Origin of the sequence: Pseudomonas parafulva NBRC 16636 = DSM 17004 (assembly GCF_000730645.1) — a bacterium.
Lineage (GTDB): Bacteria > Pseudomonadota > Gammaproteobacteria > Pseudomonadales > Pseudomonadaceae > Aquipseudomonas > Aquipseudomonas parafulva.
The window spans coordinates 50,478-67,850 of sequence record NZ_BBIU01000003.1; the positions used below are offsets into that span (position 1 = coordinate 50,478).

Annotated in this window: 17 protein-coding genes; 5 read left to right on the forward strand and 12 right to left on the reverse strand. The window is 62.9% G+C overall.

Annotation, left to right across the window (positions count from 1 at the left end; translation table 11 throughout):
• The first annotated feature begins 205 nt into the window (after positions 1-205).
• Genes PPA02S_RS01715 through PPA02S_RS01725 form a run of 3 tightly spaced genes read left to right on the forward strand, consistent with a single transcriptional unit; the run spans position 206 to position 2,710 of the window.
• Positions 206-1,213 (forward strand): methionine ABC transporter ATP-binding protein, encoded by a 1,008-nt coding sequence (locus PPA02S_RS01715; protein ID WP_028633132.1) that lies wholly within the window; start codon positions 206-208, stop codon positions 1,211-1,213.
• Positions 1,213-1,884, forward strand: coding sequence for a methionine ABC transporter permease (locus PPA02S_RS01720; protein ID WP_028633133.1), 672 nt, complete (start codon positions 1,213-1,215; stop codon positions 1,882-1,884). Before PPA02S_RS01715 ends, PPA02S_RS01720 begins: the two co-directional genes overlap by 1 nt.
• Positions 1,885-1,939: 55 nt before the next feature.
• Positions 1,940-2,710 carry a MetQ/NlpA family ABC transporter substrate-binding protein gene (locus tag PPA02S_RS01725; protein WP_028633134.1) on the forward strand — a complete coding sequence of 257 codons (771 nt, stop codon included), beginning with the start codon at positions 1,940-1,942 and terminating at the stop codon, positions 2,708-2,710.
• A gap of 79 nt (positions 2,711-2,789) precedes the next feature.
• On the opposite strand, the gene PPA02S_RS01730 is transcribed toward PPA02S_RS01725, so the two are convergent.
• The 4 genes from PPA02S_RS01730 to PPA02S_RS01745 are packed head-to-tail and all read right to left on the reverse strand — an operon-like array spanning position 2,790 to position 5,865.
• On the reverse strand, positions 2,790-3,422 hold the full coding sequence (locus tag PPA02S_RS01730; protein WP_028633135.1) for an SCO family protein: 633 nt from the start codon (positions 3,420-3,422) through the stop codon (positions 2,790-2,792).
• Between the two features lie 21 nt (positions 3,423-3,443).
• Complete coding sequence (locus tag PPA02S_RS01735) at positions 3,444-4,568, reverse strand: COX15/CtaA family protein (RefSeq protein ID WP_080667835.1); 1,125 nt, start codon at positions 4,566-4,568, stop codon at positions 3,444-3,446.
• A gap of 9 nt (positions 4,569-4,577) precedes the next feature.
• Complete coding sequence (locus tag PPA02S_RS01740; RefSeq protein ID WP_028633136.1) at positions 4,578-5,159, reverse strand: PA_0111/PP_0108 family redox-active disulfide protein; 582 nt, start codon at positions 5,157-5,159, stop codon at positions 4,578-4,580.
• Positions 5,128-5,865, reverse strand: a complete 738-nt coding sequence (locus PPA02S_RS01745; RefSeq protein WP_028633137.1) for an SURF1 family protein — start codon at positions 5,863-5,865, stop codon at positions 5,128-5,130. Before PPA02S_RS01745 ends, PPA02S_RS01740 begins: the two co-directional genes overlap by 32 nt.
• Before the next feature lie 63 nt (positions 5,866-5,928).
• Here PPA02S_RS01745 and PPA02S_RS01750 point away from each other — a divergent pair, with 63 nt between their 5' ends.
• Positions 5,929-6,132, forward strand: a complete 204-nt coding sequence (locus PPA02S_RS01750) for a twin transmembrane helix small protein (protein ID WP_028633138.1) — start codon at positions 5,929-5,931, stop codon at positions 6,130-6,132.
• Between the two features lie 10 nt (positions 6,133-6,142).
• Here PPA02S_RS01750 and PPA02S_RS01755 read toward each other — a convergent pair whose 3' ends face one another.
• Genes PPA02S_RS01755 through coxB form a run of 4 tightly spaced genes read right to left on the reverse strand, consistent with a single transcriptional unit; the run spans position 6,143 to position 10,377 of the window.
• The gene (locus PPA02S_RS01755) at positions 6,143-7,030 is read right to left on the reverse strand and encodes a cytochrome c oxidase subunit 3 (RefSeq protein WP_028633139.1); all 888 of its coding nucleotides are present in this window, start codon (positions 7,028-7,030) and stop codon (positions 6,143-6,145) included.
• Between the two features lie 16 nt (positions 7,031-7,046).
• Entirely contained in the window at positions 7,047-7,613 is a 567-nt protein-coding gene (locus tag PPA02S_RS01760) for a cytochrome c oxidase assembly protein (protein WP_028633140.1), read from the reverse strand.
• A 9-nt stretch (positions 7,614-7,622) separates the two neighbouring features.
• Positions 7,623-9,206: a cytochrome c oxidase subunit I gene (gene ctaD, locus PPA02S_RS01765; RefSeq protein WP_028633141.1), complete on the reverse strand. Its 1,584-nt coding sequence runs from the start codon at positions 9,204-9,206 to the stop codon at positions 7,623-7,625.
• A 43-nt stretch (positions 9,207-9,249) separates the two neighbouring features.
• The gene (coxB, locus tag PPA02S_RS01770; RefSeq protein ID WP_028633142.1) at positions 9,250-10,377 is read right to left on the reverse strand and encodes a cytochrome c oxidase subunit II; all 1,128 of its coding nucleotides are present in this window, start codon (positions 10,375-10,377) and stop codon (positions 9,250-9,252) included.
• A 360-nt stretch (positions 10,378-10,737) separates the two neighbouring features.
• On the opposite strand from coxB, the gene PPA02S_RS01775 reads away from it, so the two are divergent.
• Positions 10,738-11,379 carry a hypothetical protein gene (locus tag PPA02S_RS01775; RefSeq protein ID WP_028633143.1) on the forward strand — a complete coding sequence of 214 codons (642 nt, stop codon included), beginning with the start codon at positions 10,738-10,740 and terminating at the stop codon, positions 11,377-11,379.
• Between the two features lie 60 nt (positions 11,380-11,439).
• On the opposite strand, the gene PPA02S_RS01780 is transcribed toward PPA02S_RS01775, so the two are convergent.
• The 4 genes from PPA02S_RS01780 to PPA02S_RS01795 form a co-directional block, all read right to left on the reverse strand.
• The gene (locus tag PPA02S_RS01780; RefSeq protein WP_028633144.1) at positions 11,440-12,972 is read right to left on the reverse strand and encodes a SulP family inorganic anion transporter; all 1,533 of its coding nucleotides are present in this window, start codon (positions 12,970-12,972) and stop codon (positions 11,440-11,442) included.
• Positions 12,973-13,165: 193 nt separating this feature from the next.
• The gene (locus PPA02S_RS01785) at positions 13,166-13,885 is read right to left on the reverse strand and encodes a carbonic anhydrase (RefSeq protein WP_028633145.1); all 720 of its coding nucleotides are present in this window, start codon (positions 13,883-13,885) and stop codon (positions 13,166-13,168) included.
• A gap of 276 nt (positions 13,886-14,161) precedes the next feature.
• Positions 14,162-15,220 carry a PA0069 family radical SAM protein gene (locus tag PPA02S_RS01790; RefSeq protein WP_028633146.1) on the reverse strand — a complete coding sequence of 353 codons (1,059 nt, stop codon included), beginning with the start codon at positions 15,218-15,220 and terminating at the stop codon, positions 14,162-14,164.
• Positions 15,221-15,285: 65 nt separating this feature from the next.
• On the reverse strand, positions 15,286-17,289 hold the full coding sequence (locus PPA02S_RS01795; protein WP_028633147.1) for a M3 family metallopeptidase: 2,004 nt from the start codon (positions 17,287-17,289) through the stop codon (positions 15,286-15,288).
• Between the last annotated feature and the right edge of the window lie 84 nt (positions 17,290-17,373).

The following is a 17,373-nucleotide window of genomic DNA, read 5'->3' on the forward strand; positions in this document are numbered from 1 at the left end:
TCTTCAGGCGTGCCCGTTCGGGCTATGTTCTGGTAGTGACTGGAGGGGTTCGGTGAGCGTTCAATCAGGTTTACCAGTTGTCGACATATGCCCGTTAGCTTGGTCCAAAGCGAAATAAATGCTAAGAACAGCGGGTGGAAAAGGCTAAAATGCGCCACCCAGCCAACCGCTGACCCAAATTCATGCGCCCCACAAGGTTCGCTACGTGATCGAGTTCCAACAGGTACACAAGACCTACCGCGTCGCCGGTAGGGAAATCCCCGCCCTTAACCCGACTACCCTCACCATCGAGAATGGCCAGGTGTTCGGCCTGATTGGCCATTCCGGTGCCGGCAAAAGCACCATGCTGCGCCTGATCAACCGCCTGGAAGAGCCTTCCGGCGGCACGATCATCGTCGATGGCGAAGACGTAACCGCGTTCAACGCCACCCAGTTGCGCGGCTTCCGCCAGCAGGTCGGGATGATTTTCCAGCACTTCAACCTGCTGGCATCCAAAACCGTCGCCGACAACGTCGCCCTGCCACTCACCCTGGCCGGCGAACTGTCTCGCAGCGAGATCGACAAACGCGTCACCGAACTGCTCGCCCGCGTCGGCCTCTCGGACCACGCTCGCAAGTACCCGGCGCAGCTCTCGGGAGGCCAGAAGCAACGCGTGGGTATCGCCCGGGCGTTGTCGACCAACCCCAAGATCCTGCTGTGCGACGAGGCGACCAGCGCCCTCGACCCGCAGACAACCGCCTCGGTGCTGCAATTGCTCGCCGAGATCAACCGCGAACTGAAGCTCACCATCGTGCTCATCACCCACGAGATGGATGTGATTCGCCGGGTCTGCGACCGTGTTGCGGTAATGGACGCCGGCCATATCGTCGAGCAGGGCTCGGTGGCCGATGTCTTCCTGCACCCGCAGCACGCCACCACCAAGCGCTTCGTCCAGGAAGACGAGCAGGTGGACGAAGGCGAGCAGCGTGACGACTTCACCCATGTGCCGGGCCGCATCGTGCGCCTGACCTTCCAGGGTGATGCCACTTATGCCCCGTTGCTGGGCACCGTGGCACGTGAAACCGGCGTGGATTACAGCATCCTCGCCGGGCGTATCGACCGCATCAAAGACGTCCCCTATGGCCAGCTCACCCTCGCCTTGATTGGCGGTGACATGGAAGCGGCCTTCGCCCGCTTCAAGGCAGCTGACGTTCATATGGAGGTACTGCGTTGATGGACGCCCTTAATTTCTTCGCCAACGTCGACTGGGCCGAAATCTGGCTGGCCACCGTCGACACCATGATCATGCTGTTCGGTTCGCTGTTGTTCACCGTGCTGCTGGGCCTGCCCCTGGGCGTACTGCTGTTTCTGTGCGGCCCCAAGCAGATGTTCGAACAGAAGGGCGTTTACGCGCTGCTGTCGTTGGTGGTCAACATCCTGCGCTCGCTGCCGTTCATCATTCTGCTGATCGTGATGATCCCGATCACCGTACTGATCACCGGCACCTCGCTGGGCGTCGCTGGCGCCATTCCGCCGCTGGTGGTGGGTGCCACGCCGTTCTTTGCCCGCCTGGTGGAAACCGCCCTGCGTGAAGTGGACCGCGGCATCATTGAAGCCACCCAGTCGATGGGCGCCACCACGCGCCAGATCATCACCAGCGCCTTGCTGCCAGAAGCCCGCCCGGGCATCTTCGCCGCCATTACCGTCACCGCCATCACCCTGGTGTCGTACACCGCCATGGCCGGTGTTGTCGGTGCAGGCGGCCTTGGTGACCTGGCCATCCGCTTTGGTTACCAGCGCTTCCAGACTGACGTCATGGTCGTCACGGTGGTGCTGTTGCTGGTGCTGGTGCAAGTGCTGCAAAGCGTCGGCGACAAGCTTGTCGTGCATTTTTCCCGTAAGTAACCCCAATGGGGCAGACCCGTTCGGGGGCCGTCGCGGCCCTCACAAGGAGTGATCAATGAAGAAGCTGCTTGCTGTTGCTGCCGCCGTGGCGGCCTTTTCGGCCCAGGCCGATACCCTGACCGTCGCTGCCTCGCCGGTGCCCCACGCGGAAATTCTCAACTTCGTCAAACCACAGCTGGCGAAGGAAGGTGTAGAGCTCAAGGTGAAAGAATTCACCGACTACATCCAGCCCAACGTGCAGGTTGCGGAGAAGCGCCTGGACGCCAACTTCTTCCAGCACCAGCCGTACCTGGATGAGTTCAACAAGGCCAAGGGCACTGACCTGGTGAGCGTGACCGGCGTGCACATCGAGCCGCTGGGTGTTTACGCGAGCAAGCTGAAGAAGCTGGACGAGCTGCCTTCCGGCGCCACCGTGGTCATCCCCAACGATGCCACCAACGGCGGCCGCGCGTTGTTGCTGCTGGACAAGGCCGGGGTGATCAAGCTCAAGGACAACAAGAACATCCTCTCGACCGTGAAGGACATTGCCGAGAACCCGAAGAACATCAAGTTCCGCGAGCTCGAAGCGGCGACCATTCCGCGTGTCCTGACCCAGGTGGATGCCGCCTTGATCAACACCAACTATGCGCTGGAAGCCAAGCTGAACCCGGAGAAAGACGCCCTGGCCATCGAAGGTGCGGATTCGCCGTACGTGAACATTCTGGTTGCCCGGCCGGACAACAAGGATTCGGACGACATGAAAAAACTCGCGGCTGCACTGCATTCGCCTGAGGTGAAGCAGTTCATCACCGAGAAGTACAAGGGCGCCGTGGTTCCAGCGTTTTGATGTGATGGTCATGGGGCCGCGTTGCGGCCCCTGAAACCGTTGGCGCAGGCTCACCCGCGAACGGGCAGAGCCGATAGCTTCAGTCCTGCTTCACCAATGCCGGCAACCGGGCTACCAGCTTCTGGTTGTTGAACGGCGCACGTATGAACCCCCGCTGGCGCCCGTCCGGGCCGACCACCGCCAGGTTGCCACTGTGATCAACCGTATACCCCGGCTTGCTGGTATCTGCCGGGATGAACGGGATGCTCAAGGCATTGGCCAGCTTCTGCGTATCCTCGATCGACCCCGCCAGCCCGACGAAGTCCTTGTCGAAGTAAGCCAGGTACTGCTTGAGCTGGTTGGGCGTGTCGCGGTTGGGGTCCACACTCACCAGTACCACTTGCAGGCGGCTTAAGGCCTCCTGGGGCAGCTCGCTTTTTACCTGGCGCAACTGTGCGAGGGTGGTCGGGCAGATATCCGGGCAATAGGTATAGCCAAAGAACAGCAGCGACCATTTGCCCTTCAGTTCGTCCAGGTGTACCGGCTGGCCGTCCTGGTTGGTCATGGTCACATCAGGCACCGCGCGGCTCTGCGGCAGCAGGATGATGCCTGCATCGATCAGCTCGGTGGGGTTTACCTGGCCCCGGCCGTTAAGCACCTTGTTGACGGTAAGGCCCAGGATCAGCGCGACCAGGGCAACGAGGATGAAGACGGTTTTCTGGGTTCGGGTCATAAGCTCGGCAACAGTTCGTGGTCAACGGGCGCCGCGATCAATGGCGCGCACAGGAAGCCGATAGAGTACGCGAAGGTGCTGGCCACTGCATGCGGCCGGCTGCCACGGGCCGGTATCGGCATGGGCCAGCGGGGTGAGGCGCCAGGCTGCGGTGATGCGCGGCTTGTCGACCACGCGGATGCGGAAGTTGACTAGCACCATGGCCAGCAACAGCACTGCACCACCCGCGTTATGCAGCACGGCAACGGCCAACGGCACGTGCAGCAGCACATTGGCGACGCCCAGGCACAGCTGCAGCCCCAGCGCCGCCAGCACCATCAGGGCCAGGCCGCGCAAGTGCAACCGATGCAGCTTCCAGCCAAGCAGCAACAGCACCAATGTGACAATCAGCGCACCCAGGCGATGGCTGACATGGATGGCCGTGCGCGCATCGCTGTCCAACTGCCCGCCCAGGTAGTTGGGCCCCACGTGCTGGGTGAGGTGGAAACCATTGCCGAAATCAGCAGCCGGCCACCATTGGCCATGGCAGGTGGGCAGGTCAAGGCAGGCAACGGCAGCGTAGTTGGCACTCACCCAGCCACCCAAGGCAATCTGGCCGATCACCACCAGCAATGCCAGGGCTGCCGTGCGGCGCAAGCTCAACGGCAGCTTGGGCATTGGCGGCAGGCGCCCGCACAGGCGCAGCGCCAGCAAAAAGAGCAGGCTCACGGTGGTGAAGCCGCCCAACAGGTGCGCAGTGACCACCTGCGGCCACAACTGCAGCGTTACTGTCCACATGCCGAAGGCCGCCTGGCCCAGCACCACCGCAAGCAGCAGCAAGGGCAGCCGCCGGGGCTGGCCATCGCCAGGGTGACCACACAATGAGCGCAAGGCCAGCCAGGCAATGACCAACGCCAGCGCGCCGGCGAAATAGCGGTGGGTCATCTCTGCCCAGCCCTTGGCTTGCTGCACCGGGTGGTCCGGGAAATGCCGCTCGGCGTGGGCCAGTTGGGCGTCGGTCTTGGGCACGGTGAGCATGCCGTAGCACCCCGGCCAGTCCGGGCAGCCCAACCCGGCATGGGTCAGGCGGGTGTAGGCGCCCAGCAACACGACCATCAAGGCCAGCAGGGTGGCGAACACAGCAAGGCGAAATCCAGGTCGGGCCATGGTGTTCTCCTAGCCGATGTTGGACAGCTTGAGCAGGTGGCGCAGGTCGTCGAGGACATGCTTGCCGTTCACCCCGGCGTCATAGCGCAGCACCAGGTTGCCATGAGGGTCGACGATCCACAGCTGCGGCCCGGGCTGGTTCACACGCTGCCGGTAACGCACAGCATCCAGCGCATAACGTTGCAGCCGCGGGTATTCGCGACCAAGCAGCGCCTGGTAGGGGGCGCTCAGGGGATGGGATGCGGCCAGGGCATGGCTAGCACGGCTGGCATCGCGGCCCAGGCCAACCTGTATCTGCCGGGCCAGGTACACCAGCCGCTGGCAATCGTCGGCGCACTCCGCAGGCGCCGTGACCAGCAGCTGCCAGCGCTCATCCTGGCCCGCCACGCCCAGGTCGGCGCGGCCCTCGCCATTGCCAACCAGCACGCCATGGAAGCTGCGGCCATCCGGCACCCAGAACCCCAGCTTGTACATGCAGGTGGCCAGCACCATGGGCCCGATCACCAGCAACAGGATCAACAGCAGTTGCAAGCGCCCGCGGGCCTTGCGCTTGCCGCGTTCAGGCGCGGTCAGTGGCGTGGCGGTGGCCATGGCGTTTCTCCTTGTGCTGATGCCAGCCGAAATAGAGGTAGAGCACCACCAGGGCAATGGCCAGGGCGAACCACTGCACGGCATAGCCCACGTGCTTTTCCGGGCCCATGGCCACTGCCGGCCAGCCCAGGCGATAGGCAGCGGGGCCAGGGTCGAGCCGTAGCTCGTGGGCAAAGCCCTCACGCCCCAGCTGTTGCCACAGGCCGCTGGGGTCGACGGCCGTCAGCAGGTGGGGCCATTGCCCGCCGACAGGGTCGGCGTGCAACTGGAATGGGCTGCCGGGGGCGACATAGACCGAGGCCTGCAGTGCCAGCGCCTTGGCTGGGGTTTCGAAGCGCACCGGCACACGCCGGTCGGGCCATGCAAGCCAGCCGCGGTTGATCAGCACCCACGCACCGCTGGGTTGGTCGTGAAAGGGTTGCAGCAGCTCCACACCGACTTGGCCATCACGCATGCGGTTGTCCAGCAACAGGCTGTGCTCGGGGTCAAAGCGCCCGTACAACTGCACGCGGCGGAACGCATCGTCACCCGCCGGCGCCAGTTGCGCGACAGCCAGCGGCGTCTCGGTGCGCCGTTCAGCGTAGGTTGCCAGCAGCACCCGCTTCTGCTCGGCGCGCCCCAGCTGCCAGCAGCCAAGCGCGATAAGGCAAGGCAGTAGCGCCAGCACCGCCAGCGTCGGTAGCCAGCCAGGGCGAAAGCGCCTCAGCGTGGCCGTACCCGGTGGCTCGCTATACTTGTCCACATTCCTGCACCTCTTCGGAGTAGCGCCATGCTCAAGGCTGCGATTGTGCTGATGCTGTTGGCCACGGTTGCCAGCCTGTTCAGTGGCCTGGTGTTTCTGGTCAAGGACGATGAAAACTCCTCACGCCTGCTCAAGGCACTGACCGTGCGGGTCACCCTCGCAGCACTGACCATCGGCTTGGTGGCCTGGGGGTTCATCAGTGGTCAGCTGGTTTCACATGCCCCCTTTTAAGTGCCGGCCTTCAAACCACATACACAAAGATGAACAGCGCTACCCACACCACGTCGACGAAGTGCCAATACCAACTGGCCGCCTCGAAACCAAAGTGTTTTTCCGGGCTGAAATGCCCACGCAGAATGCGCACGAACATCACCAGCAGAATGATCGTGCCCAGGGTCACGTGGGCGCCGTGAAAACCGGTGAGCATGAAAAACGTCGCGCCATAGATGCCGGAGCCCAAGGTCAGCCCCAGTTGCGTGTACGCCTCGTGGTACTCGTAGGCCTGCAAGGCAATGAAGCTGGTGCCTAGCACCAGGGTCAGTGCCAGCCACAGTTTCAGCGCAGTGCGGTGCCCCCGGCGCAGGGCATGGTGGGCCAGGGTGATGGTGATGCTGGAACTGACCAGCAGCACCGTATTGATCAACGGCAGGTGCCACGGGTCAATGACGCGCTTGGGGGGCGGGAACAGCTTGGGGTCCGGCGTGTGCAGCAACGGCCAGGTGAATTCGAAGCTTGGCCACAGCATGTGCGCCACCCCCTTGGCGCCATCGCCGCCCAGCCAGGGCCCGGCCAATACCCGCACGTAGAACAGCGCACCGAAGAAGGCCAAAAAGAACATCACCTCCGAAAAGATGAACCAGCTCATGCCCCAGCGGAACGAGCGGTCCAGCTGCGGGCTGTAGAGGCCGGCCCGGCTCTCGCGCACCACAGCACCGAACCAGCCGAACAGCATGTAGGCCAGCAGCAATGCACCGATGAAGAAGATCAACGGCCCATGGGAGCCAGCGTGCCCGGCCTTGATGTCATTGAACCAGGTACCCAGCCCGAACACCGTCACCAACAGCCCGAGCGAGGCGATGATCGGCCACTTGCTCTGCGCCGGAACGTAATAGTGCTGGTGGTTTGCCATGACGGTGCTCCTTCCCTCAGCGGGCGCGCCCTGGGTCACCCGCCGAGGCCTGGGCGACGGGCGGGTGACGGGCGGTGATGTCGAACAAGGTGTAGGCCAGGGTCAGGTGCTTCACGCCGGTAGGCAGGTCACGGTCGACGATGAAACGCACTGGCATCTCGATGCGCTCACCGGGCTGCAATACCTGCTGGGTAAAGCAGAAGCACTCGGTCTTGTGGAAATACGCTGCAGCCTCGGCCGGGGTGATGCTGGGAATGGCCTGGGCGCTCATCGGCCGGTCGGTGGGGTTGTGGGCAATGAAGATCATCTGGTTCACCGCACCCGGGTTCACCTGCAACTGGTCGTCGCTGGCGTAGAAGTCCCAGACCATGTCACTGGCATTGGTGGACATGAACTGCACCCGCACCGACCGGGTTGTATCAGCCAGCTGGCTACCCTCGTACTGCCCGCCGGTCTTGCCATTGATACCAAAGGCCTTGCACATCACGTCGTAGAGCGGCACCAGGGCAAAGCCAAAGGCGAACATCACCACCGTCAGCATCAGCAGGCGCAGCACCAGGCGTTTGAGCGACAGGCCGTTCATGGCGATGGGTTACTCCACGTCAGGTGGCGTCTGGAAGGTGTGGTAGGGCGCAGGGGAGGGGATCGACCATTCAAGCCCCTCGGCCCCATCCCAGGGTTTGGCAGGGGCCGGCTCGCCGCCCCGTATGCACTTGATGACGATGAACAGGAAGAACACCTGCGTGGCGCCAAACAGAAACGCGCCAACCGAAGACACCATGTTGAAGTCGGCAAACTGCAGGTTGTAATCCGGAATACGCCGCGGCATGCCGGCCAGCCCGACAAAGTGCATGGGGAAGAAGGCCATGTTCATGCCGATGAACGACAGCCAGAAGTGCAGTTTGCCGAGGGTTTCGTCGTACATGTGGCCGGTCCACTTCGGCAGCCAGTAATACGCCGAGGCGAAGATGCCGAAAATGGCGCCGGGCACCAGTACATAGTGGAAGTGCGCCACCACGAAGTAGGTGTCGTGGTACTGGAAGTCGGCGGGGGCGATGGCCAGCATCAACCCCGAAAAGCCGCCGATGGTGAACAGGATGACGAAGGCAATGGCAAACAGCATAGGCGTTTCGAACGTGAGCGAGCCCTCCCACATGGTACTGACCCAGTTGAACACCTTCACCCCGGTAGGCACCGCAATCAGCATGGTGGCGTACATGAAGAACAGCTCGCCCACCACCGGTATGCCCACCACGAACATATGGTGCGCCCACACGATGAAGGACAGGAAAGCAATGGCGCCTGTGGCATACACCATGGAGGTGTAGCCAAACAGCGGCTTGCGGGAAAACGCCGGGATGATCGAACTGACCGCGCCGAAGGCCGGCAGGATCATGATGTACACCTCGGGGTGGCCAAAAAACCAGAACACGTGCTGGAACAGCACCGGGTCACCGCCACCGGCAGCGCTGAAGAAGCTGGTGCCGAAGTGGATGTCCATCAGCATCATGGTCACCACGCCGGCCAGCACCGGCATCACCGCGATCAGCAAAAATGCGGTAATCAGCCAGGTCCACACGAACAGTGGCATCTTCATCAGGGTCATGCCCGGTGCGCGCAGGTTGAGGATGGTGGCGATCACGTTGATTGCCCCCATGATCGAACTGATCCCCATCAGGTGGATGGCGAAGATGAAGAAGGTGACGCTGGCCGGTGCATAGGTGGTGGACAAGGGCGCATAGAAGGTCCAGCCAAAATTGGGCCCGCCGCCAGGGGTGAACAGGGTCGAGACCAGCAACAGGAACGCCGCCGGCAGCAGCCAAAAGCTGAAATTGTTCATGCGCGGCAGGGCCATGTCCGGGGCGCCGATCATCAGCGGGATCATCCAGTTGGCCAGCCCCACGAAGGCGGGCATCACTGCACCGAACACCATGATCAACCCGTGCATCGTGGTCATCTGGTTGAAGAAGGCCGGCTCCACGATCTGCAGGCCGGGCTGAAACAGCTCGGCGCGGATCACCATGGCGAACGAGCCACCCAGCAGGAACATGGTGAAGCTGAACCACAGGTACAGGGTGCCGATGTCCTTGTGGTTGGTGGTGAGCACCCAGCGCATCAGGCCCTTGGCCGGCCCATGCGCATGGCCCTGGGCGTGGTCATCGATCACTGCACTCATGTCCTGTCTCCTGCAACCTGTTGGTCGCCAAGGCCCCGGCGGTTCATTGCGCTTGCGCTTGCTTGATGGCCAGCACATCCTGCGGCGTGACCATGTCGCCCTTGTTGTTGCCCCAGGCGTTGCGCTCGTAGGTGACCACTGCCGCAATGTCCACTTCGGAGAGCTGCTTGCCAAACGCCGCCATGGCAGTGCCCGGCTTGCCGTTGAAAACGATATTGAGGTGGCCTTCCTTGGGCCCGGTGGCAATTTTGGAGCCCTTCAGCGCCGGGAACATCGGCGGCAAGCCCTGGCCCTCGGCCTGGTGACAGGCCACGCAGGTGGTGTGGTAGACCTTGTCGCCGCGCGCCGCCAGCTCTTCGAGCGTCCACTGCTTGCTGGTCAGCTCCTTGAGCTTGGCCGCGTCGGCCTTGCGCTCACTCAGCCAGGTGTCGTAATCGGCCTGGGACTTCACCTCCACCACCACCGGCATGAAGCCGTGGTCCTTCCCGCACAGTTCGGTGCACTGGCCACGGTAGATGCCGGGCTTGTCGATGCGGGTCCAGGCCTCGTTGACGAACCCGGGTATGGCGTCGCGCTTGACGGCAAAGGCGGGCACCCACCATGAATGGATCACATCGGCAGCCGTCACCAGAAAGCGCACCTTGGCACCCACTGGCAACACCAGGGGCTGGTCCACTTCGAGCAGGTAATGTTCGTCTTTGGGGGCGTTGTTGTGAATCTGCTCGGCAGGGGTGGCCAGGTTGCTGAAGAACTCCACGTCCTGGCCCAGGTACTTGTAGTGCCACTTCCACTGGTAGCCGGTTACCTGGATATCGATGTCCGAGTCGCTGGCGTCGTAGATATGCAACAGGGTGCGCGTGGCCGGGATGGCCATCGCCACCAGAATCAGGAAGGGGATGACCGTCCACAGGATCTCGACCCGGGTGTGCTCATGGAACTGTGCCGGCTGCTGGCCGGTGGAGCGGCGGTGCAGCACCATGGACCAGAACATCGCGCCGAACACCACCAGGCCGATGATCACGCAGATCCAGAAGATGGTCATGTGCAGGCTGAAGACGGCGTTGGACACTTCCGTCGCCCCAGGGTGCATGTTCACGGTCCAGGCCCCATTGGCCCGCCCCAGAACCGACCACAACAGCAGACCCATCCACGCAGATGGATGTCGCATCATTGCGGGTTCCCCTACTTGTTCTTGTTTTTCCGGAGGCAGGGCCTGCGGCAAGAGGGAACGGCGGTCAAGACTGCCTGGCTTCGACGACCGAGCCCCAGCTGAAAGCAGTCGGGCCTCATCAACGAATCACGTTCTACGGGAGTATAGACAGCAGCCGATGGGCCGCAACGAGGGCCCGGCCCGCCGAGGGGCGCTCAGCCCGTATCACGTGTGCTTGAAGGCCTAAAGCCCGGTGGTTGGCCCTGTATATGCTGAGCAAAACACAGATTGGATCCCTTTATAACAAATGAATCTTAAGTATTTTGAATATCCAGCTAAGTTAGTGTCTTCCGTTTGAAACGTTTTGTCCCTGGAGTTGTCATGAACATCGCTGCTGTACGCGAGCAGGTGAGCCAAGCCCATCAACATGAAGGCCAGACCGGCCAGCTGAAACAGCGCCTGGCGCTGCAACTGCCGCACCTGCATCCCTCCATCCAACTGCCGGAGCAGGACGCCCAAGGTACGTTGGCGCGCTTCGTCGGTGCCTACATCGACCAGGTGCCGGAGCTGCTGGAAGCCGCCCACGAAGTCGCCCGCGAGGCCGGCATCGAATCGCAGATCAAACCCGTATTGAAAATTGCAGAAGCCTATTTCCTGCAGCCACCCAGCGTGATGCAGGGGCATGTGGGCCTGGATTGCCTGCTGGACGAAGCCTACCTGGCGCACCGCCTGGTGGAAGAGGTCAATGACCTGTACATCCGCCACTTCCAGCAGCCGCTGATCCCGGTCGACACCACCGTGGCCAACCTGATCGCCCACCAACTGATTGGCGAGGCCTTCGCCAACCAGCTGGACGAAGTGGTGCACCACTCGGTAGACGAGATGCTGGATGACGAAAGCTTTGCCGCAGAGTCGGTGGAAAGCTACCGCCACAAACTCAGCAGCCCGGAAACCGGCGCCGCCTGGAAGCGCTGGCCGTGCCTGTCGCGCCAACTGGGCGTGGAACTGGGCCAGCCGGCCTGAGCCATCGCCCCCCTGCTGGCTGGCCCTTCGCGGTGTTACCCGCCGAGGGCCAGCCCACGGCTAAGCCCCAACCCCTGCGGTAGTGCGCAAGCGCCCCTCCACCCGCCGCTTCAGGCGCCTGTGCTCGATGCGCAGCCGTGAGCCATTGGCTGCATTGCTGCGGCTCCAGTCTTCAAGCAGTTCCAGGCATGAGTGGTCGATGTAGCTGAGGTTGCCCAGGGGCACATGCAATGTTGTGCCTGCCGGTACGCTGTCCAGCACCTTGGTCAACGCCGGCACCTTCAGGAAGGTGGCCGCGCCGCTGAGCCGCAGCTCCATATGGCCGGCCTTGGGCAGGCTCACCAGGTTGATCTTCAGCCGCGCGGCCTTGAAGGCCAGCTTCAGCAAGGTCAGGGCAAAGCCCAGCAGCACGCCGGTGAGCAGGTCGGTGAAGATGATCGCCAGCGCGGTTGCCGCGTAGGTGAACATCGGCATGCGGCCATAACGCCCCAGGCCGCGGAACGCCTTGAAGTCCACCAGCTTGACCCCGGTGAACACCAGTACCCCAGCCAGGCTGGCGACGGGGATCTGTTGCAGCACACTGCTCAGCACCACCACGAAGGCCAACAGCCAGATGCCGTGCAGAATCGCCGAGGCCCGCGTTTGGGCACCAGCCTGCACATTCGCCGAGCTGCGCACGATCACCCCAGTCATTGGCAGCGCCCCCAGCACACCACACAGCATGTTGCCGATGCCTTGGGCGGACAGCTCGCGGTCGAAGTCCGAACGCTGGCCGCTGTGCATGCGGTCCACGGCCGCAGCCGAAAGCAGCGTTTCGGCGCTGGCGATAAAGGCCAGGGCAAAAGCGGCCACCAGCAGGGCAGGGTCGGCCAGCTTCATCAGGTCATCGGGGCGTATCCAGTCGATCGCTTCCGACAGGTCGGCGGGCACCTGCACACGGTTGACCGGCAGCGCCAGCCACATGCTGATGGCAGTCATCGCCGCCACCCCCAGCAACGCCCCGGGGATAAACCGCAAGCGCTGTGGCCGAAGCCGTTCCCAGCCCCACATGATGAGGATGGTGCCCAGGCCCAGGGCACCGGCTTGCCAACCCATGCCGGCGCTTTCCAGCGGCAGGGCAGCGGCCACCGTTGCCGGGAACTCCAGCAGGTTCTGCAGGCCCGACGGCTGGGGCGCGGTGTCGAACATCACATGCACCTGCGACAGCACGATCAGCACGCCGATGCCCGCCAGCATGCCGTACACCACAGCAGGCGCCGTAACCCGGAACCAGCAACCCAGGCGCAGACGCCCGGCCAGCAGTTGCAATACCCCCGCCAGCAGCAGGATCGGCCCTAGCATGGCCATGCCATGCTGGCGCACCAGCTCGAACACCAGCACCGCCAAGCCTGCCGCAGGCCCGCTCACCTGCAACGGCGAGCCGGCCAGAAACCCAACGACGATGCCACCGATGATGCCGGTGATCAGCCCCTTGGCTGGCGGCATGCCCGAGGCGATCGCGATGCCCATGCACAGCGGCAACGCCACCAGGAAGACCACCACCGAGGCCAGCAACTCACGCGGCAAGGCCGCTTTCAGCTGTGTAATGTTCACCGTATTTCTCCTTTCTCGATCACATGGCCATTCCGCTGGCCATGGGCACGTTTGGGCCCCGACATGCGCGCAGGCGCGGGCTGCCAGCAGACAATGCCGGCACGCCAGTCAGGGAATTCAAGGCAGCCGAAGGCCGCGCCGCACGCCCGCAGGGTGCAGCCGGCTATTCAAGGCTCAGGGGTGTCAGGGTCGCTTAGTAGCGGCCTCTCGGAGTGGCGCAGGGGACGGGCTCGCCGGCCGCCAGGGGCATGAAGCTGTCGCTGGCCGCGTCATAGGCTTCGATCTTGCTGGTTTCGATGTCGTAGACCCAGCCGTGGATATACAGCTGGCCTGCGGCAAGGCGCGATGCCACCGAGGGGTGCGTGCGCAGGTGATGCAGCTGGGCGATGACGTTTTCCCGGGTCAGCACCTGCATGCTTTCGTGCTCACTGCCACACGAGCAGTTGTTCTCGACAACCGTGCGGGCCACCTCGGCATGGCGCAGCCAGGCGCCAACGGTCGGCATCTTGGTCAGCGACTGGGGGTTGAGCACGGCGCGCATGGCGCCACAGTCGGAGTGGCCACAGATGATGATGTGGTGCACTTTCAACGCCATCACGGCGTATTCGATGGCGCTGGATACACCGCCGTTCATCTGGCCATAGGGCGGCACCACGTTGCCGACGTTACGGGTCACGAACAGGTCGCCGGGCGAGCTCTGGGTGATCAGCTCGGGGACGATGCGCGAGTCGGCACAGGTAATGAACATGGCGCGCGGTGTTTGCGCCGTGGCGAGCTTTTTGAACAGCTCTTGCTGCTCGGGGAAGACGTCATGGTGAAAGCGCAGGAAGCCGTCGACGATGTGCTTGAGGGCAGCATCGGCGCTTTCCGCGGGGACCTGCGGTACGGCCTTGGATGGGTCCTTTACAGGCATGATTCATCCTCTTGACGGTGAGTAGGTAAACCCAGTTTACCGGTGAAAGATTCTGGCTATGCAGGGATTTAGATGACAGGCATTTGCCATAAATCACAGTCGGTGTGGACTGATTTCCTACGCTAGCGGGGAAAACTTAACTGAAACTTAATTCGGAGGCTCTAGAACGGCTGTTCCAGATGAAAAGGCGGGAGGTGGATAATATCAAAAAAACATCAGCTGCCAAGTGTCATTAGTGTAATTCCGTGCAAGCATTAGCCAGGCTGCGACTAGCCGTCAGAACAGTGCCATTTGAGCGCCCGGCACCGAAAAGGCAGTGCAGTCCAACGCCAGGCCTTCGCGCCCGTCGAAACCCAAGCGCCCCATGGCCCTGGCGAAACGCTGGGCCAGCAAGTCGGCAAAAACCCCCTCACCCCGCATCCGCGTGCCAAAGCGGCTGTCATACAGTTCACCCCCTCGGCTTTGCCGAATCAGGCTTAGTACATGGCTGGCACGCTGCGGGTAGTGGTCCTGCAACCACTGCTCGAACAACGGTGCCACCTCCAGTGGCAGGCGCAGCATCATGTAGGCAGCACTTTGTGCACCGGCCTGCCTGGCAGCCTCCAGCAGGTGCTCCAGTTCGCTGTCGTTGATCATCGGGATGATCGGCGAGCACAGCACCCCCACGGGGATACCGGCCTCGCGCAGCACCCGTATCGCCCGCAGCCGTGCATTCGGGGAGGCGGCCCTTGGCTCGAGTACCCGCTTGAGGTCGGCGTCCAGCGTGGTGAGGCTGATCATCACCCGCACCAACCGCAGGCTGGCCATTTCTGCCAGCAGGTCGAGGTCTCGCAGGATCAAAGCACCCTTGGTGACGATGGTGACCGGGTGGCGAAAGCGCAGCAGCACCTCCAGCAGCCGCCGGGTGAGCATCTGCTCCCGTTCGATGGGCTGGTAAGGGTCAGTGTTGGACCCCAGGTTGATGGGTGCGCAGACATACCCCGGCTTGCTCAACTGCTGCGCCAGCACCTCGGCGGCGTTGGTCTTGGCAATCAGCTTGGTTTCGAAGTCCAGCCCGGGGGAGAGGTCCCAATAGGCATGCGAGGGCCGGGCGTAGCAGTAGATACAGCCGTGCTCACAGCCCCGGTAGGGGTTGATGGAGCGATCGAAAGGCAGGTCGGGGGAGGTGTTGCGGCTGATCACCGTTTTGGCGATTTCTACCCTTACCTCCGTGCCTTGGGTTGGCGGCACTTCCTGGTGCCAGCCATCATCCTCCATCACCGACTGGTGGGAAGCGAAGCGGTTATGCGGGTTGCACGCGGTGCCCCGACCCTTTTGCGCTGATGGAGGAATCATGACAATAACCCTTACTGTATTTATATACAGTAATCGGATAAGTTGGCGGTGACCACCCCCTCTCGTCACTCCACGCCATGCCACCGAAGATACGGCTGCACACTTGGCTTGCGCCCCAGAAACACCTGCAGCCCCTCATGCAAGGGGCGTGAGGCGCCGGGGGCGATCACTGCCTGGTGAAGTGCCTGGCCGGTGGCGCGATCAAGCAGGCCCACCTGCTCGAAGCGGGCGAAGATGTCCATCGCACAGGCGTCAGCCCAGAGGTAGGCGTAATAACCCGCATCATAGCCAGTGACCAGGTAATCGAACGCGTGAGCCGGGTGTTCAAACGCGGCAAGTGGCCAGTAGCTACATTGCTCGCGGGCGTGCCCAAGCCGCTGGCGCACGGTTGTGCCGTCATTCGGGTTGGCATGCAGATCCAGGTCGAACAATGCCAGGCTCAGGTCGCGTGCTGTTTCGCCGATGGCTTCACGCTGGTAGCGCTCGATGCAGCGCTGCATCCGCCCGTGGCTGATGCGACGGTCATCAAGGTGATGCGCCGAAATACCCACCAGGTAATCCACGTTCCAGACCCAGCGCTCGAACAGCTTACCCAGCAGTTCGGTGCCGTCGGTGCCCAGCTCGCTGACACTGGACAGCACCTGGTTGCCCGTGCGCACCAGCAGGTGGTGCAGGGCATGGCCAAATTCATGGAACACTTTGCGCAAGGCGCGGTGGTCCAGCAGGGGCTCGTCACCCTCGGGGGGCGATGGGATGTCGCTGTACATCATCACCACGGCTTGCTGGTAGATACCCTCGGCATCCACGCGGCGGTTATGCACATAGGTGGTGTACACGGCGTCGGGTTGCTTGCCAGGGTGCTGAACGGCGTCGAGGTAGAACAGGCCGAGCAGCGCATGGTCCTGCCAGGCCTCGAACGTGAGCACGCTCGGATGCCAGGCAGGCAAGCGCACGGCGCGCAGTTCCAGGCCGAACAACTGCTGCGCCAATTGGAGCAAAGCCCGGACCACCGCGCTGAGCGGGAAGAACTCGCGCACGGCGTCGTTGGACAGCACCCGGGCAGCGTTTCGGGCCTGCGCCTGCAGAAAATCCCTGTCCCAGGGCTGGGCTTGTTCAAGCCCCGCTGCCTGGGCCGCAGCCTCAAGCGCGGCACGCCAGCGCAACACGGCAGGTGCGATGCCGCCCGCCAGCGCCTGTAGAAACTGGCGCACCTGTTGCTCCGGGCCTGCGCTCTTGCGCTGCAGGCTCAGCGTCACGTGGCTGCTGAAGCCGAGCAGCTGCGCCCGCTCATGACGCAAGGCTGCCAGACGCTGCAAAACGCTGGCGTTGTCTTTTTCAGGGTCGGTGTGCACACCGCGCTCATGGTAAGCGCGGTAGACACGCTCGCGAACAGTCCGGTCGAGGGCCTCTTCCAGCACCTTGTCGGTGGCCCAGGCTTCACATGGGATCAACCAGCCTGCGCTACCGTTTTGCTGGGCTTGCAGCGCCAGCTCGGCCAGGCCCCGTTCGGCAATGCCACGCAGTTGGTCGACGCTATGGATCAGCAGCCCCGGCCTCGCCATGTTGCCCAGGAACGCTTCCTCCAGCGCCGTAATCTGCTCTTGCAGTTGTTGCAGCCGTTGCTTTCGCGGCGCCGACAGGGAAGCCCCGTTGACGCGAAACTTTTCAAGGTGCCAGCGCAACGTAGCCCGTTGCTGCGCGTCGAGGTTGAGGCCCACGTTGCTGGCAGCCAACCGGTCGTAAAGCGCAAACAGCCGGCCATTGCCATACCGGGTATTCAGGGCTGCATTCATGTTGAGGTAGAACTGCAAAATAGCGTCGTTCCACGCCGCATCCTTGCCTATCAACGGCGAGGCCGCGTAGAACACGCCCAGTAGCTGTGCATCCAGGCCGTCGACCGCCAGGACCAGATCGTCCCACGTGGGTAGGGCCTGCTGGTGTTCGATGACGTACTCAACGCCCAAGGCATAGGTATGCAGCACATGGTCAAACGCGGCCTGCATGTTTTCGAGGGTGATAGCGTGATAGTCGACAGCGGTACCGCTGCCTTGCAGAAGGGGGTTGCTCATGGCACTGACTCGCTCGTTTTCAGGAGCGTGCCAGCGTGCAGCGGGGCAAGCGGGGAAGGGCGCGATTAACTACTACCCGGGCGT